The organism is Enterobacter sp. 03-F-07-AD-ECC (genome assembly GCF_047530935.1).
Lineage (GTDB): Bacteria > Pseudomonadota > Gammaproteobacteria > Enterobacterales > Enterobacteriaceae > Enterobacter > Enterobacter cloacae.
In genome coordinates, this window is record NZ_JBLKBZ010000008.1 from 143,295 (window position 1) to 158,851 (window position 15,557).

Sequence of the window (15,557 nt, forward strand, 5' to 3'; positions counted from 1 at the left end):
CGATAACCATGACCATCGAGAAAATTTTCACCCCGCAGGATGATGCGTTTTATGCCGTCATCACCCATGCGGCGGGGCCGCAGGGCGCGCTGCCGCTGACTCCGCAGATGTTGATGGAATCCCCCAGCGGCAACCTGTTCGGCATGACCCAGAACGCCGGGATGGGGTGGGACGCCAACAAGCTGACCGGCAAAGAGGTGCTGATTATTGGCACTCAGGGCGGCATCCGCGCCGGTGACGGACGGCCGGTTGCGCTGGGCTACCACACCGGGCACTGGGAGATCGGCATGCAGATGCAGGCCGCGGCGAAGGAGATCACCCGCAACGGCGGGATCCCGTTTGCGGCCTTCGTCAGCGATCCGTGCGACGGGCGCTCGCAGGGCACACACGGGATGTTCGACTCCCTGCCGTACCGCAACGATGCGGCGATTGTGTTTCGTCGTCTGATTCGCTCCCTGCCGACGCGCCGGGCGGTCATTGGCGTGGCGACCTGCGATAAAGGGCTGCCTGCCACCATGATTGCGCTGGCCTCGATGCACAATCTGCCGACCATTCTGGTGCCGGGCGGGGCGACGCTGCCGCCGACCGTGGGGGAAGACGCGGGCAAGGCGCAGACCATCGGCGCGCGCTTCGCCAACCATGAACTCTCCCTGCAGGAGGCCGCCGAGCTGGGCTGTCGCGCCTGCGCGTCGCCGGGCGGCGGATGTCAGTTCCTCGGCACGGCGGGCACCTCGCAGGTGGTGGCCGAAGCGCTGGGTCTGGCGCTGCCGCATTCCGCGCTGGCGCCGTCCGGGCAGGCGGTGTGGCTGGAAATTGCCCGCCAGTCGGCGCGGGCGGTGAGCGAGCTGGATAACCGCGGCATCACCACGCGCGATATCCTCACCGATAAAGCCATCGAAAACGCCATGGTGATCCACGCGGCATTCGGCGGCTCCACCAATTTACTGCTGCACATCCCGGCCATCGCCCACGCGGCGGGCTGCACGATCCCGGACGTAGAACACTGGACACGCGTCAACCGCAGGGTGCCGCGCCTGGTCAGCGTGCTGCCCAACGGCCCGGACTATCACCCGACCGTGCGCGCCTTCCTTGCGGGCGGTGTGCCGGAGGTGATGCTCCACCTGCGCGATCTCGGTTTGCTGCATCTGGATGCCATGACCGTCACCGGCCAGACGGTGGGCGAGAACCTCGACTGGTGGCAGGCGTCCGAGCGCCGTAAGCGCTTCCGCCAGTGCCTGCGCGAGCAGGACGGCGTGGATCCGGATGACGTGATCCTGCCGCCCGAGAAGGCAAAAGCGAGAGGGCTGACCTCAACGGTCTGCTTCCCGACGGGCAACATCGCGCCGGAAGGCTCGGTGATCAAGGCCACGGCCATTGACCCGTCGGTGGTGGGTGACGATGGCGTTTACCGTCATACGGGCCGGGCAAGGGTGTTTGTCTCGGAAGCACAGGCGATTAAAGCCATCAAGCAGGAAGAGATTAAACAGGGCGATATCATGGTGGTGATCGGCGGTGGGCCGTCCGGTACCGGCATGGAAGAGACCTACCAGCTCACCTCTGCGCTGAAGCATATCTCATGGGGCAAGACGGTGTCGTTAATCACCGATGCGCGCTTCTCGGGGGTATCGACGGGCGCCTGCTTCGGCCACGTGTCGCCGGAAGCGCTGGCGGGCGGGCCGATTGGCAAGCTGCGCGACAACGACATCATCGAGATTGCCGTGGATCGCCTGACCCTGACGGGCAGCGTCAACTTTATCGGTACCGCAGAAAACCCGCTGACGCCGGAAGAGGGCGCGCGCGAGCTGGCAGTAAGACAGACGCACCCGGACCTGCACCCTCATGACTTTTTGCCGGACGATACCCGCCTGTGGGCGGCATTACAGTCGGTGAGCGGCGGCACCTGGAAAGGCTGTATTTATGACACCGATAAAATTATCGAGGTAATTAACGCCGGTAAAAAAGCACTCGGACTTTAATTATTTTCTGAGCGATACCGTCTACGGGAAATATCCCGTGGACGGTTTTCGCGCATCTTAAATTTATCAATTTAAACAATGCGTTGCGATATATCGGTGGCGTCACAAAAGCAAAATATCGTAATTCGGAAATAAGATATGACCATTGCTGGTTAATTGAACAGCTCATTACACTCCATTAACACGATGTTGTGAAATCAGCATACGAAAATAAAGGTGCGATGATGATGCAATTAACCATGAAAGATAAAATTGGCTACGGGCTAGGTGACACCGCCTGCGGCTTTGTCTGGCAGGCCACCATGTTCCTGCTGGCCTACTTTTATACCGACGTGTTTGGCCTGTCGGCGGGCATTATGGGCACGCTGTTTTTGGTCTCCCGCGTGCTCGACGCCGTGACCGACCCGCTGATGGGGCTGCTGGTGGACCGCACCCGCACGCGCTACGGCCAGTTCCGCCCGTTCCTGCTGTGGGGGGCGATCCCGTTTGGCATCGTCTGCATGCTGACCTTCTACACGCCGGATTTCTCTGCGCAGGGCAAAATCATCTACGCCTGCGTAACCTACATTCTGCTGACCCTGGTCTACACCTTCGTTAACGTGCCGTACTGCGCCATGCCGGGCGTGATTACCGCCGACCCGAAAGAGCGTCACGCCCTGCAGTCGTGGCGTTTCTTCCTGGCGGCGGCGGGCTCGCTTGCCATTAGCGGCATCGCGCTGCCGCTGGTGAGCATCATCGGCAAAGGGGACGAGCAGGTGGGCTATTTCGGCGCCATGTGCGTGCTGGGGCTGACCGGCGTGGTGCTGCTCTACGTCTGCTTCTTCACCACCAAAGAGCGCTACACCTTTGAGGTGCAGCCGGGCTCGTCGGTGGCGAAAGACCTTAAGCTGCTGCTGGGCAACGGCCAGTGGCGGATCATGTGCGCGTTCAAGATGATGGCGACCTGCTCCAACGTGGTACGCGGCGGGGCCACGCTCTACTTCGTCAAATACGTGATGGATCACCCGGAGATGGCGACCCAGTTTTTACTCTACGGCAGCCTCGCCACCATGTTCGGCTCGCTCTGCTCCTCCCGTCTGCTGGGCCGCTTTGACCGGGTAAAAGCCTTCAAGTGGATCATCGTCGCCTACTCGCTGATCAGCCTGCTGATTTTCGTCACCCCGGCGGAGCATATCGCCCTGATTTTCGCCCTCAACATCCTGTTCCTGTTCGTCTTCAACACCACCACGCCGCTGCAGTGGCTGATGGCCTCTGACGTGGTGGATTACGAAGAAAGCCGCAGCGGGCGACGCCTCGACGGGCTGGTGTTCTCCACCTATCTGTTCAGCCTGAAGATTGGCCTGGCGATTGGCGGGGCGGTGGTGGGCTGGATCCTCGCGTATGTCAACTACTCCGCCAGCAGCAGCGTGCAGCCGGTGGAGGTGCTGACCACCATCAAAATTCTGTTCTGCGTGGTGCCGGTGGTGCTCTATGTGGGCATGTTCATCATGCTGTCGTTCTATAAGCTCACCGATGCCCGCGTGGAGGCCATCAGCCAGCAACTGATCAAGCACCGCGCGGCGCAGGGCGAGGCCGTTCCCGACGCTGCGACAGCCGCATCCCATTAACCGGAGGCAATATGGAAATCACCAACCCAATACTCACCGGCTTCAACCCGGATCCGTCTTTATGCCGTCAGGGCGAGGACTACTACATCGCCACCTCGACCTTCGAGTGGTTCCCGGGCGTGCGCATCTACCACTCCCGCGACCTGAAAAACTGGTCGCTGGTCAGCACCCCGCTGGACCGCGTGTCGATGCTGGACATGAAGGGCAACCCGGACTCCGGCGGCATCTGGGCGCCGTGCCTGAGCTATGCCGACGGCAAATTCTGGCTGCTCTACACCGACGTGAAGATTGTCGATTCGCCGTGGAAAAATGGCCGTAACTTCCTCGTCACCGCGCCGTCCATCGAGGGGCCGTGGAGCGAGCCGATCCCGATGGGCAACGGAGGGTTTGACCCGTCCCTGTTCCACGACGACGATGGCCGTAAGTACTACCTCTATCGTCCGTGGGGGCCGCGCCACCACAGCAACCCGCACAACACCATTGTGATGCAGGAGTTTGATCCGCAGACCGGCACCCTCTCGCCCGAGCGCAAAACGCTGTTTACCGGCACGCCGCTCTGCTACACCGAAGGCGCGCACCTGTACCGCCACGCGGGATGGTATTACCTGATGGTCGCCGAAGGCGGCACCAGCTACGAGCACGCGGTTGTGGTGCTGCGTTCAAAAACCATCGACGGGCCGTACGAGCTGCACCCGGAGGTGACGATGATGACCAGCTGGCACCTGCCGGAGAACCCGCTGCAGAAGAGTGGCCACGGCTCGCTGCTGCAAACCCACACCGGGGAGTGGTACATGGCCTACCTCACCAGCCGCCCGCTGCGCCTGCCCGGCGTGCCGCTGCTGGCCACCGGCGGACGCGGCTACTGTCCGCTGGGCCGCGAGACCGGTATCGCCCGCATTGAATGGCGCGACGGCTGGCCGTACGTGGAAGGCGGCAAGCATGCGCAGTTGACCGTGAAAGGCCCGCAGGTGGCGGAACAGCCTGCATCCATTCAGGGCAACTGGCGGGAGGACTTCGACGGCAGCACGCTTGATCCGGAGCTGCAGACCCTGCGCATCCCGTTCGACGACACCCTCGGCTCGCTCACCGCGCGCCCGGGCTATTTACGGCTCTACGGCAACGACTCGCTCAACTCGACCTTTACCCAGTCGACCGTGGCACGCCGCTGGCAGCACTTCGCCTTCCGGGCGGAGACGCGGATGCAGTTCTCGCCGGTTCACTTCCAGCAGAGCGCGGGGCTGACCTGCTACTACAACAGCAAAAACTGGAGCTACTGCTTTGTGGACTTCGAGGAGGGGAAGGGGAGAACGATTAAGGTTATCCAGCTCGACCACAACGTACCGTCGTGGCCGCTGCACGAGCAGCCGATTCCGGTGCCGGAGAGTGCGGAGAGCGTCTGGCTGCGGGTGGACGTGGATACGCTGGTCTACCGCTACAGCTACTCGTTCGACGGCGAGACGTGGCACACCGTGCCGGTAACGTATGAGGCGTGGAAGCTGTCGGATGACTACATCGGCGGGCGCGGCTTCTTCACCGGCGCGTTTGTGGGGCTGCACTGCGAGGACATCAGCGGTGACGGCTGCCACGCGGACTTCGACTACTTCACCTACGAGCCGGCATAACGGCTCAGGCCGGGTAGCCCAGCGCGCGTGAAAGCTGGAGCCCGGCCTGCTGAAGCTGCTCGCGGAAATCAGCCAGCCCGGCATCGTCCACGCGCGAGGTCAGCGTCGACAGGCTCAGGGCGGCAATCACGCGGGATTCATGGTTCCACACCGGCACCGCCACGCAGCGCACGCCCTGCTCGTTCTCTTCGCTATCCAGGGCATAGCCCTGCTCGCGGGTCTGCGCCAGAGCGGCCATTAATGCTTCGCGAGAGGCGAGGGTGGAAGGGGTATAGGTGGTGTACTGATAGCCCTCAAGCAGGGCGTTCAGCTCGGTCTCGCCCAGCCAGGCAATCAACACCTTGCCGATGGCGGTGGCGTGAACCGGCAGGCGGCGGCCAATGCGCGAATAGGCGATGGCGGCCAGCTTGCCTTCAATCTTCTCGATATAAACCCCTTCACGCCCATCCAGGATCCCCAGATGGGTGGTCTGCCCGGTCCGTTGGGACAGCTCCGTCAGCCAGCCTTTCGCCTTCTGCCGAATATCGATGGAGCCCACAACGAAATGACCGCGCTCAACCAGCTTCATGCCGAGGCGATATTTACCGTTCTCCGGGTTCTGATCGATATAGCCATGAAGCTGCAGGGTTTTCAGCAGCGAGTGGAGGGTACTCTTGCTCAGCCCCATCAGTTTGCTGATGTCGGTGATCTTAAGCTCGGTGGCCTGCTCGTTGAACAGGTCGAGGATCTGCAACGCACGTTCAACAGACTGAATAATCGGCATAATGCTGGTATGTCCACGCTGGAATTAAGGCGAAAACGTACCTTTTTCGGGGTGAAAAATCAATGAAATGGAGGTAAAAGCAAAAACGACAACAAGGTTGTCGTTTTTTAGGGTTTTCCCCCTCTCCCTGTGGGAGAGGGCCGGGGTGAGGGCACCAACGTGCAGAGGACCCAATCACTCCCCAAGCGTCGCCACCATCACCGCCTTAATCGTATGCATCCGGTTTTCCGCCTGGTCAAACACAATGCTCGCCGCCGACTCAAACACCTCGTCCGTCACTTCCATCCCGCCGTGCAGATCGAACTCCTTCGCCATCTGCTTGCCGAGCGTGGTCTGGTCGTCATGGAACGCGGGCAGACAGTGCAGGAATTTCACGTTCGGGTTGCCGGTCAACGCCATCATCTGCGCGTTCACCTGATACCCGCGCAGCAGCGCAATCCGCTCCGCCCACTTCTCTTTGGCTTCGCCCATCGACACCCACACGTCGGTATAGATAAAGTCCGCACCCTTCACGCCCGCCGCCACGTCTTCCGTCAGGGTGATCTTCCCGCCGTGCTTCTCCGCCAGCGCGCTGCACTCCGCCACCAGGCTCTCTTCCGGCCAGCAGGCCTTCGGAGCCACCAGACGCAGATCCAGCCCGGTCAGCGCTGCCGCTTCCAGCATTGAGTTGCCCATGTTGTTGCGCGCGTCGCCCGCGTAGACCAGCGTCATCTCGTTAAACGCCTTGCCCGGCAGGTGCTCCTGCATGGTCAGCAGGTCCGCCAGCAGCTGCGTTGGGTGGAACTCGTTGGTCAGCCCGTTCCATACCGGCACGCCCGCGTACTGCGCCAGCGTCTCGACCACTTCCTGGCCGTGGCCGCGATACTGAATGCCGTCGTACATCCGCCCGAGCACGCGCGCGGTGTCCTTAATTGACTCTTTATGCCCAATCTGGCTGCCGCTCGGCCCTAAATAGGTAACGCGCGCGCCCTGGTCAAATGCGGCAACTTCGAAAGAGCATCGTGTACGGGTTGAGTCTTTTTCGAAGATGAGCGCGATGTTTTTGCCAGTAAGCTTTTGTACTTCCTTGCCATTTTTTTTATCGGCTTTGAGCTGTGCGGCAAGAGTCAGCAGAGAAGTGAACTGTGCAGGGGTAAAGTCGAGCAATTTCAGAAAGTGTTTCTTGTACAGATCAGACATTTTATCCTCACATGGCGAACGCCACTTATTGAATTAAAATTCACTTTATATGTGTAATTATTCATTTGCAACCCCGTTTAACAAATCTTTCTTACAAAGGTGGAGGCAAACACGTCCGTGTGTGAAAATAGAAGTATCTGCCGCACTTTAAAGAGGAATGACCCATGGCAAACCCGGAACACCTGGAAGAACAACGCGAAGAGACGCGTCTGATTATTGAAGAGCTGCTGGAAGACGGTAGCGATCCGGACGCGCTGTACACCATCGAGCACCATTTCTCTGCGGATGATTTCGACGCGCTGGAAAAAATGGCGGTGGAAGCTTTTAAACTGGGTTACGAAGTGACCGAGCCGGAAGAGCTGGAAGTGGAAGAGGGCGATACCGTCATCTGCTGCGACATCCTGAGCGAAGGCGCGCTGAAGGCGGAGCTGATTGACGCGCAGGTAGAACAGCTAATGAACCTGGCCGAGAAGTTTGACGTGGAGTACGACGGCTGGGGAACCTACTTCGAAGATCCGAACGGTGAAGACGGCGAAGAGGGCGACGACGAAGATTACGTCGACGAAGACGACGACGGCGTGCGTCACTAAGCGTTTCAGGCGGTGGCGCACGCCACCGCTTTTTCAAGGCAGAACCATGGATTACCCGCAGATACTCGCCCCTGTACTCAACTTCCTCCAGTGCCCGACCCCGCAAGCATGGATTGATAAAGCCCGCGACCCGGCGAACCTGCCGCTGCTGCTCACCGACCACATGGTGTGCGAGCTCAAGGCCGCCCAGACCGCGCTATTACTCGTGCGTAAATACGTCGCCGACGAAAGCGGTGCTGACGCGCTGCTCGACTGGCTCAAACCCTACGAAATGTTCACCTTCCGCGACGGCCCGGAGCCGGACTTCATCGCCCTGCACAGGCAGATAGGCAAAAGCGTGATGCCCAAAACCGACGACCCGTGGGGCCAGGCGCTCATCGACAGCATGGTGCTGCTGATTAAAGAGGAGCTGCACCACTTCTGGCAGGTGCGCGAGGCGATGCTGGCCCGCGACATTCCGTACGTCAAAATCACCGCCAGCCGCTACGCCAAAGGGATGCTGAAGGACGTGCGCACCCACGAGCCGCTGACGCTGATCGACAAGCTCATCTGCGGCGCCTACATCGAAGCCCGCTCCTGCGAACGCTTCGCCGCGCTGGCCCCGTTCCTCGACGACGACCTGCAGAAGTTCTATCTCTCGCTGCTGCGCTCGGAAGCGCGCCATTATCAGGACTACCTGACGCTGGCCCAGCAGGTGAGCGACGACGATATCTCACCGCGCATAAAGCTTTTTGGCGAAATTGAAGCCACACTTATCTCGACACCGGACAACGAGTTTCGCTTCCACAGCGGCGTGCCGGTGTAAACCGGCATAACTCAAGGATAAGGATGTGAGATGAATAAAACGTGGACCCGTATTGTGATTGTCGTCATTGCGGCTGCCGCCGTGGCGTTCTGGGTGTTTTTCGACAGGCAGCGCGCCCCGGAACGGCAGATGGATAACGCCCTCAACGCGATGCCCGCCTGGCAGGTAATTAAGGAGCAGGAGCCCGCGCTGCATCAGCGCATCCTCGACCAGATGGCCGCCCTGCAAAAAGCGGGCGAGCCGGAGCAGCAGATTATCGACACCATCCAGCCGCAGATCCTGCATTTGCAGATGACGCGCCTGCAAAACGCCCCGGACGCCAACGTGGTGAACTACATGACCATCAATATGGAGCAGACCGCCGCCATCCAGAAGGTGAGCGACGACGCCTGCTTCCGCTTCCTCTACCCGATGGTGAAGGGCGGCATCAACCCGATGCGCATGCTGGATAAAGACCTGATGGCCCGGCGCATGCAGGCCGACGCCGACATGATGCGCGCAGCCTACGGCAAAAACCGCCACACCGTAACCCAAGCCGAACGTGAGGCGGCTGTCGAAGATGTGCGGCCGATTATGAAGGAACTTGCCGATAAGTACGGCGAGGACATCCAGCTGCTGCAGATGCCGGAGAAAGCAGTGGGCAAAGAGAAGCTCTCCTGCGATATGGTGCAGGAGATGTGGGCGAAGGTGCTGGCGCTGCCGGAGCAGAAGGCGGCAAGGGTGATTCGGCTGGCGGTGTCTGAGCTGGACTGACGGTAGCGCTGGTTTTTTGGGCACTTAGCGCGGGTTTAGCGCGTCGTCGCTTGCATGGCGGCGCGCGACAGGTATAATCCACAACGTTTCCGCATCCCCTTCAGTGCCGAAGTGGCGAAATCGGTAGACGCAGTTGATTCAAAATCAACCGTAGAAATACGTGCCGGTTCGAGTCCGGCCTTCGGCACCATCGGAACATCAATAGACGTCAACGGACGTCTTTTTTTGTGCCTGAAATCCAGTATCCGCAAGGCTTTCCTCGCTTTTTCACTCAACCTAAGTCAACCTGATTCAATCTACATCAACTTACTGATGCGGGTACAACTGCGGGTATATCCCGGTTCGATAATGTTTGTACCCACACAGAACCCTTGAAAGGATACTCATCATGGCTCTGAGTGATGTGAAGGTTCGTTCGGCTAAGCCTGAAGCAAAAGCCTATAAACTAACTGACGGTGAAGGCATGGTTTTGCTGGTTCACCCTAACGGTTCCAAATACTGGCGGCTTCGTTATCGTTTTGGCGGTAAGGAGAAGATGCTGGCGCTGGGGAAATACCCTGAAGTCTCGCTGGCCGATGCCAGGGGGCGCCGGGATGAAGCCCGTAAGCTAATAGCTAATGGCATCGATCCCAGTGAGAACAAGAAAGCCGTTAAGGTAGAGCAGGAGCAAGAGGCTATAACGTTTGAAGTGGTAGCCAGAGAGTGGCACGCCAGCAATCAGAAGTGGTCTGCATCGCATAGCGCTCGTGTATTGAAAAGCCTCGAAGACAATTTATTTGCTTCAGTTGGGAAGCGAAATATCAAAGATATTGGTACTCGTGACTTACTGGTCCCAATTAAAGCAGTGGAAAAGTCAGGACGCCTTGAAGTGGCTGCGCGTCTTCAACAGCGAACAACGGCAGTAATGCGCTTTGCGGTACAGAACGGCTTAATTGATTACAATCCTGCACAAGAGATCGCTGGTGCGATCGCAACAGCTAAACGAAAGCATCGCGCTGCGCTAGATCTCAATCGCATTCCTGAGTTACTCCATCGCATTGATAACTACACCGGCAGACCATTAACGCGGTTAGCTGTGGATTTGACGTTACTGGTTTTCATCCGTTCGAGCGAGTTACGTTTTGCTCGCTGGACAGAAGTGGATTTTGAAACGGCTATGTGGACGATTCCGGGCGAGCGTGAGCCACTGGAAGGAGTTAAGCATTCTCAACGTGGTTCGAAGATGCGTACTCCACATCTTGTTCCTTTGTCGCGACAAGCTCTCGCTATCTTGCAAAAGATCAAAAGCATGAGTGGAAACCGTGAGCTGATCTTTGTGGGCGATCACGATCCGCGTAAACCTATGAGTGAAAACACGGTGAACAAGGCGCTGAGAGTGATGGGTTATGACACGAAAACGGAAGTCTGTGGGCATGGTTTCAGGACGATGGCGTGTAGTTCTTTGATTGAATCGGGATTGTGGTCGAGGGATGCGGTGGAGCGACAGATGAGCCATCAGGAGCGTAGCTCTGTTAGGGCTGCCTACATCCATAAAGCGGAACATCTGGGGGAGAGGAGGTTGATGTTGCAGTGGTGGGCGGATTATCTGGATGCGAATCGGGAGAAGGGGGTGAGTCCGTTTGATTACTCTAAAGACAAAAAATGATAGCAATAATTTGTTATAAGTTCCTGCAGTCGAAAGTATCACTAATTGGCATATCACCTCACTGAAACCTATGTCGGGTATCTATGCCCGACATGTATCCTGAATTTAAACATGTTAAATATACATGTCTTCCTGTCCAAACTTGTTTTCCCAACTGATGTAATTTCATTTCAGCTTGAATTTTTTTTATTTTTTTCGCATTTTGGGATACGATTCGCATCGTTAAGCACAACGATAAGGACCATTATGATCCGCTGCCATCTTGCTCGACTCATGGGCGAACATAAGATGCGTATAGCTGATGTTGTCAGGGAAACTGGCCTGAGTCGCAATACTATCACTTTGCTTTACAAAGAGACGGCTCAGAAGGTTGACCTGGATACATTAGAAAGGCTTTGCGTGCTTTTTGACTGTGAAATACACGATTTACTGCAAAAGGTTCCAGCTTCGCAGAATCGTACAGAGAAAAATTAATGACACTGATTAACCTAAAAGATCTCGAGGCCCATCTTTGGCATGCAGCCCATATTATCACTGGGCCTATTGATGCGTCAGATTACAAAACGTACATTTTCCCCATCCTGTTCTTCAAGCGCATTTGTGACGTATATGACGAAGAATTTGCCGATGCGATGGAGAGCGTTGGGGATGCAGAGCTTGCCAAGGATAAGATGTTTCACCGAATTCAGATACCTGAAAATTGCCACTGGCGCGATGTTTTTGCTGAGACCAAAGACATCGGTCAGGCCTTAAAAGACTCCTTCCGTGGTATAGAACTGGCAAACTCTAAACTGCATGGCATTTTTGGCGATGCCAGCTGGACCAATAAAGAACGCCTTTCTGATGAGTTACTGGCTACGTTACTTAATCACTTCAACAAGGTAAATCTCGGCGTTGCCAGTGTCCGCGATGATGACATGGGGCGTGCATACGAGTACCTGATCAAACGTTTTGCTGATAAAGCTAACAAGAAAGCTGGTGAGTTCTACACCCCAAGAACTATTGTTCGGTTGATGGTTAATATTCTAGATCCAAAAGCCGGTGAGAGCGTTTACGACCCTGCTTGTGGGACTGGCGGTATGTTGCTCGAGACTATTCACCATGTAAAAGAAAACGGCGGTGATCCGCGCTTGCTAAAAATTAAAGGTCAGGAAAAAAACCTGACCACCGAAGCCATTGCGCGAATGAACCTGTTCCTGCACGGTCAGGAGGATTTCGATATTGTTCGCGGGGATACGCTGCGCGAACCTAAGTTTTTACAAAGCGATCGTTTAGAAACTTTCGACTGCGTTGTTGCCAACCCACCATTTAGCTTAAAGGAATGGGGATACGATCTGTGGTCGAACGATCCCTATGGCCGTAAGCAATATGGTTTGGCACCTAAAACAAATGGCGATTTTGCCTGGGTGCAGCATATGTTTGCTTCACTTAACGACAATGGGCGTATGGCTGTCGTATTACCTCATGGTGTGCTATTTCGTGGCGGAGCTGAGGGAGTAATTCGAACCAAATTGCTGCAAGAAAATCGCATTGTGGCGATTATTGGTGTCGCTTCCAATCTATTCTATGGCACTGGTATTCCTGCGTGTATTTTGGTGCTGCGCAAATCACGCCCGACAACACATAAAGATCATGTATTGATCATCAATGCTGAAGAAATCTATACCAAGGGTCGCGCGCAGAATACGCTGTCCAACAAGCAGGCTGATGACATATACCAAATCTATCATAACCAGGCGCAACAGGGGCCAGATGCAAAAGAAATCGAAGGCGTTGCACGCTGGGTACCTCTGAAGGAGATTGAAGAGAATGACTTCAATCTTAATATTGCTCGTTATGTGCAAAAACCACTCGAAGAAGAAAGCATCACTGTGGAAGAGGCCCTCAAAGATTTTCAACGGAAGCTGGCTGAGCTGGAAAAAGCAGAAGAGGAGCTGGAAGCCTTGCTTATCAAAGAAGGGTTCGAGGTATGAGTACTATGAGTAATAAGAAGCTGGAAGAGTTGCTCTGGGGAGCCGCCGAATTTCTTCGTGGCCAAATTGACGCATCAGACTACAAGCAGTATGTCTTTCCCTTGCTGTTTTATAAACGCTTGTCAGATGTCTATCTGGAAGAATATAACGAAGCGCTGGAACTTCATGAAGGCGATGCTGAATACGCCGCCATGCCGATGTTTCACCGTTTCAACATTCCCTCTGAGGCAGCCTGGGAAAAGGTCCGCAATACCAGTAAAAACATTGGTGAAGCTATCCAGAATGCGCTTCGACTAATTGAAGCCAATAACCCGCGTTTACATGGTGTCTTCGGTGATGCACAGTGGACCAATAAAGAGCGCCTGCCCGATCATCTGCTGGCTGATCTGATTGAACATTTCAGTAAAATTCCGCTGGGCATTAAATCTGTCGCCCAGGATGATCTTGGTGAGGCCTACGAATACCTGATTAAAAAGTTCGCTGATGATTCCGGTCATACGGCAGCAGAGTTCTACACCAACCGAACAGTCGTGCATTTAATGACGCGCATTATGGGCTTAAAACCGGGTGAAACAGCCTATGACCCAACGTGCGGTACTGGCGGGATGTTGCTAAATGCAGTGATGGATCTCCGCTCGAGAGGAGAAGAGTGGCGCTCTGTGCACCTTTATGGACAGGAAGTGAACCTGCTGACTTCCGCTATCGCCCGTATGAATATGTTTCTGCACGATATTGAAGAGTTTGATGTGCTGCGTGGTGATACTTTGGCTGAGCCAAAGTTTATTGAAAACGATCGTCTCAAGCAGTTTGATGTCATTTTTGCCAACCCGCCGTACTCCATCAAAAAATGGAATCGTGACAAGTTTGCCGCAGATCCATATGGTCGTAACATTTATGGTGTACCACCGCAGGGCTGCGCTGATTATGCGTTTTACACACATATTATCAAAAGCCTGAAGCCTGAGACTGGTCGAGCCGCTATGCTTTGGCCACATGGCGTGCTGTTCCGCGATTCTGAGCAGAGCATTCGTAGACAGGTGATTGAATCTGACATTATTGAAGCTGTGATTGGTTTGGGGCCGAATCTATTTTATAACTCGCCGATGGAATCTTGCGTGGTAGTGCTTAATTGTAATAAATCAGCCGATCGAAAAAATAAGATACTATTTATCAATGGTGTTAAACACGTTACCCGCGAACGTGCCCATAGCCGATTATCGGATGATGATTTGGAGGTGTTAGGTGAAGCTTACTCAACACCTGAAAAGCAAAATGACATCACGGCGTTGGTGGATAATGAGGTTATTAAAGCCAATCGCTATAACTTGTCGATACCGTTATATGTTCAAATACAAGATAATGACGAAGCATACGACATACAGCATGCTATTGAAGTATGGAAAGCCAGTCGTTTGCAATTAAATAAACAAACTAATAAATTATTGGCAAGCCTCGTGCAGTTAGGGTATGGAGTGGAAAGAAATGACTAATAGGCAACCTCTAAAATTTGGTGAAATTTGCCAAGAGGTAAAACTTAGTACTAAAGATCCACTTGCTGATGGTTATGAACGATACATCGGCTTAGAACATTTAGACTCAGGCTCGTTGGAGATAAAACGTTGGGGGATGATTAAAGAAGATAATCCGAGTTTTTCTCGAGTTTTCAAAAAAGGGCATATTCTCTTTGGAAAGCGACGTCCATATTTGAAGAAAGCCGCTCTTGCAGAGTTCGATGGTGTTTGCTCTAGCGATATTATAGTTATTAAAACTGAAGAGCTAGATATTCTTAAAGTTATATTATCTATGGCCGATTTTTGGCAGTTTGCTGTAAAAAACTCCTCAGGTTCACTTTCGCCACGTACAAAGTTTAGTTCGCTAAAAAATTATGAAATAAGCACGGATAAAAATCTTTATATTCTTTCAAAAATTGTTAGCCAATCCGAATCAATTAATAAGAAGTATGCTGATTTAGTAAATGGCTTAGAAGTATTGTCATCAGTTTTATGTAGAAAAAGTTTTACGTTGTCGCTTGGCGAACTTAATGGGTTGCGTTCGCCATTTTCCCAAATCGCAAAAGGATGGCAAGTTAAAGAAATTGGTGATGTTTTTAAAGTTTATTCAGGAGGTACTCCAAGCCGTGAAATAACCGAGTATTGGGGAGGGGGGATTCCTTGGGTAAAAACTGGGGAGATTAACTACTCATATATTACTACGGCGGATGAATTCATAACTAAAGAGGGATTAGAGAATAGTTCGGCAAAAATTGCGTATAAAGGTAGTATATTACTGGCTATGTATGGGCAAGGTATAACCCGTGGCAGAGTCGGTTTAGTTGGTGAAGATGTAGCGATTAATCAAGCTTGTTTATGCATTTATAATGAGAGCGAAATACTCTGTAAGTATCTTTATTATTATTTAAAACATAATTACATGGATCTTCGCGAGTTCGGGAATGAAACGACGCAGAAAAATTTAAGTGGAAGTATCGTGAAAAAAATCAAAGTGGTATTTCCACCATTAGAGAAAGTGAGTGATATTGTAAGAACGATGGAAGAATTAGATGCTTTTGAAACCAACTTAATGAATAAAATGAAAATGAAAGAAAATTTGATCGCGAGTATTATTAGCCTCTAAAAGGAATCAT

The 15,557-nt window shown here is 54.1% G+C and carries 14 protein-coding genes and 1 tRNA gene; 12 read left to right on the plus strand and 3 right to left on the minus strand.

The genetic code is table 11. The annotated features are described in order from the left end of the window. Nucleotides 1-8: 8 nt before the first annotated feature. The 3 genes from yagF (at nt 9) to ACMWKA_RS14595 (ending at nt 5,205) form a co-directional block, all read left to right on the plus strand. The gene (gene yagF / locus ACMWKA_RS14585; RefSeq protein ID WP_252000059.1) at nt 9-1,976 is read left to right on the plus strand and encodes a xylonate dehydratase YagF; all 1,968 of its coding nucleotides are present in this window, start codon (nt 9-11) and stop codon (nt 1,974-1,976) included. 224 nt (nt 1,977-2,200) lie between these two features. Beyond that, nucleotides 2,201-3,583 carry an MFS transporter gene (locus tag ACMWKA_RS14590; protein ID WP_013095375.1) on the plus strand — a complete coding sequence of 461 codons (1,383 nt, stop codon included), beginning with the start codon at nt 2,201-2,203 and terminating at the stop codon, nt 3,581-3,583. 11 nt (nt 3,584-3,594) lie between these two features. Then, nucleotides 3,595-5,205 carry a glycoside hydrolase family 43 protein gene (locus ACMWKA_RS14595; RefSeq protein WP_040020434.1) on the plus strand — a complete coding sequence of 537 codons (1,611 nt, stop codon included), beginning with the start codon at nt 3,595-3,597 and terminating at the stop codon, nt 5,203-5,205. A gap of 4 nt (nt 5,206-5,209) precedes the next feature. Here the strand turns inward: ACMWKA_RS14595 and xynR are convergent, their stop codons facing one another. The 3 genes from xynR to argL form a co-directional block, all read right to left on the minus strand. Continuing rightward, on the minus strand, nt 5,210-5,968 hold the full coding sequence (gene xynR, locus ACMWKA_RS14600) for a DNA-binding transcriptional repressor XynR (protein ID WP_040020432.1): 759 nt from the start codon (nt 5,966-5,968) through the stop codon (nt 5,210-5,212). A 174-nt stretch (nt 5,969-6,142) separates the two neighbouring features. Next, nucleotides 6,143-7,147, minus strand: a complete 1,005-nt coding sequence (gene argF, locus ACMWKA_RS14605; protein ID WP_023299201.1) for an ornithine carbamoyltransferase — start codon at nt 7,145-7,147, stop codon at nt 6,143-6,145. Continuing rightward, nucleotides 7,117-7,212: a putative translational regulatory protein ArgL gene (gene argL / locus ACMWKA_RS14610; RefSeq protein ID WP_213014347.1), complete on the minus strand. Its 96-nt coding sequence runs from the start codon at nt 7,210-7,212 to the stop codon at nt 7,117-7,119. Before argL ends, argF begins: the two co-directional genes overlap by 31 nt. 99 nt (nt 7,213-7,311) lie before the next feature. Here argL and rraB point away from each other — a divergent pair, with 99 nt between their 5' ends. From rraB to ACMWKA_RS14655, 9 genes are all read left to right on the plus strand, one after another. Further along, entirely contained in the window at nt 7,312-7,737 is a 426-nt protein-coding gene (rraB, locus tag ACMWKA_RS14615) for a ribonuclease E inhibitor RraB (RefSeq protein WP_006810300.1), read from the plus strand. Nucleotides 7,738-7,783: 46 nt separating this feature from the next. After that, a complete protein-coding gene (gene miaE, locus ACMWKA_RS14620) occupies nt 7,784-8,542 on the plus strand; it encodes a tRNA isopentenyl-2-thiomethyl-A-37 hydroxylase MiaE (RefSeq protein WP_308926256.1) in 759 nt (252 codons plus the stop codon). 30 nt (nt 8,543-8,572) lie between these two features. Then, a complete protein-coding gene (locus tag ACMWKA_RS14625) occupies nt 8,573-9,295 on the plus strand; it encodes a topoisomerase II (RefSeq protein ID WP_414760365.1) in 723 nt (240 codons plus the stop codon). 105 nt (nt 9,296-9,400) lie between these two features. Then, nucleotides 9,401-9,485 (plus strand) — tRNA-Leu (locus ACMWKA_RS14630). Nucleotides 9,486-9,683: 198 nt separating this feature from the next. Beyond that, nucleotides 9,684-10,940 carry a tyrosine-type recombinase/integrase gene (locus ACMWKA_RS14635; protein WP_414760366.1) on the plus strand — a complete coding sequence of 419 codons (1,257 nt, stop codon included), beginning with the start codon at nt 9,684-9,686 and terminating at the stop codon, nt 10,938-10,940. Between the two features lie 246 nt (nt 10,941-11,186). Continuing rightward, nucleotides 11,187-11,414 (plus strand): helix-turn-helix domain-containing protein, encoded by a 228-nt coding sequence (locus ACMWKA_RS14640; RefSeq protein WP_001608810.1) that lies wholly within the window; start codon nt 11,187-11,189, stop codon nt 11,412-11,414. After that, nucleotides 11,414-12,913 carry a type I restriction-modification system subunit M gene (locus ACMWKA_RS14645; protein ID WP_414760367.1) on the plus strand — a complete coding sequence of 500 codons (1,500 nt, stop codon included), beginning with the start codon at nt 11,414-11,416 and terminating at the stop codon, nt 12,911-12,913. Before ACMWKA_RS14640 ends, ACMWKA_RS14645 begins: the two co-directional genes overlap by 1 nt. Before the next feature lie 5 nt (nt 12,914-12,918). Continuing rightward, nucleotides 12,919-14,403 (plus strand): type I restriction-modification system subunit M, encoded by a 1,485-nt coding sequence (locus ACMWKA_RS14650; protein WP_414760368.1) that lies wholly within the window; start codon nt 12,919-12,921, stop codon nt 14,401-14,403. Continuing rightward, nucleotides 14,396-15,547, plus strand: coding sequence for a restriction endonuclease subunit S (locus ACMWKA_RS14655; protein ID WP_414760369.1), 1,152 nt, complete (start codon nt 14,396-14,398; stop codon nt 15,545-15,547). Before ACMWKA_RS14650 ends, ACMWKA_RS14655 begins: the two co-directional genes overlap by 8 nt. The last annotated feature ends 10 nt before the right edge of the window (nt 15,548-15,557 follow it).

Bases quoted from the DNA above. Each gene is read 5' to 3' on its own strand.
- yagF (WP_252000059.1), top strand. From the start codon at position 9: ATGACCATCGAGAAAATTTTCACCCCGCAGGATGATGCGTTTTATGCC.
- ACMWKA_RS14590 (WP_013095375.1), top strand. From the start codon at position 2,201: ATGATGCAATTAACCATGAAAGATAAAATTGGCTACGGGCTAGGTGAC.
- ACMWKA_RS14595 (WP_040020434.1), top strand. From the start codon at position 3,595: ATGGAAATCACCAACCCAATACTCACCGGCTTCAACCCGGATCCGTCT.
- xynR (WP_040020432.1), bottom strand. From the start codon at position 5,968: ATGCCGATTATTCAGTCTGTTGAACGTGCGTTGCAGATCCTCGACCTG.
- argF (WP_023299201.1), bottom strand. From the start codon at position 7,147: ATGTCTGATCTGTACAAGAAACACTTTCTGAAATTGCTCGACTTTACC.
- argL (WP_213014347.1), bottom strand. From the start codon at position 7,212: ATGAATAATTACACATATAAAGTGAATTTTAATTCAATAAGTGGCGTT.
- rraB (WP_006810300.1), top strand. From the start codon at position 7,312: ATGGCAAACCCGGAACACCTGGAAGAACAACGCGAAGAGACGCGTCTG.
- miaE (WP_308926256.1), top strand. From the start codon at position 7,784: ATGGATTACCCGCAGATACTCGCCCCTGTACTCAACTTCCTCCAGTGC.
- ACMWKA_RS14625 (WP_414760365.1), top strand. From the start codon at position 8,573: ATGAATAAAACGTGGACCCGTATTGTGATTGTCGTCATTGCGGCTGCC.
- ACMWKA_RS14635 (WP_414760366.1), top strand. From the start codon at position 9,684: ATGGCTCTGAGTGATGTGAAGGTTCGTTCGGCTAAGCCTGAAGCAAAA.
- ACMWKA_RS14640 (WP_001608810.1), top strand. From the start codon at position 11,187: ATGATCCGCTGCCATCTTGCTCGACTCATGGGCGAACATAAGATGCGT.
- ACMWKA_RS14645 (WP_414760367.1), top strand. From the start codon at position 11,414: ATGACACTGATTAACCTAAAAGATCTCGAGGCCCATCTTTGGCATGCA.
- ACMWKA_RS14650 (WP_414760368.1), top strand. From the start codon at position 12,919: ATGAGTAATAAGAAGCTGGAAGAGTTGCTCTGGGGAGCCGCCGAATTT.
- ACMWKA_RS14655 (WP_414760369.1), top strand. From the start codon at position 14,396: ATGACTAATAGGCAACCTCTAAAATTTGGTGAAATTTGCCAAGAGGTA.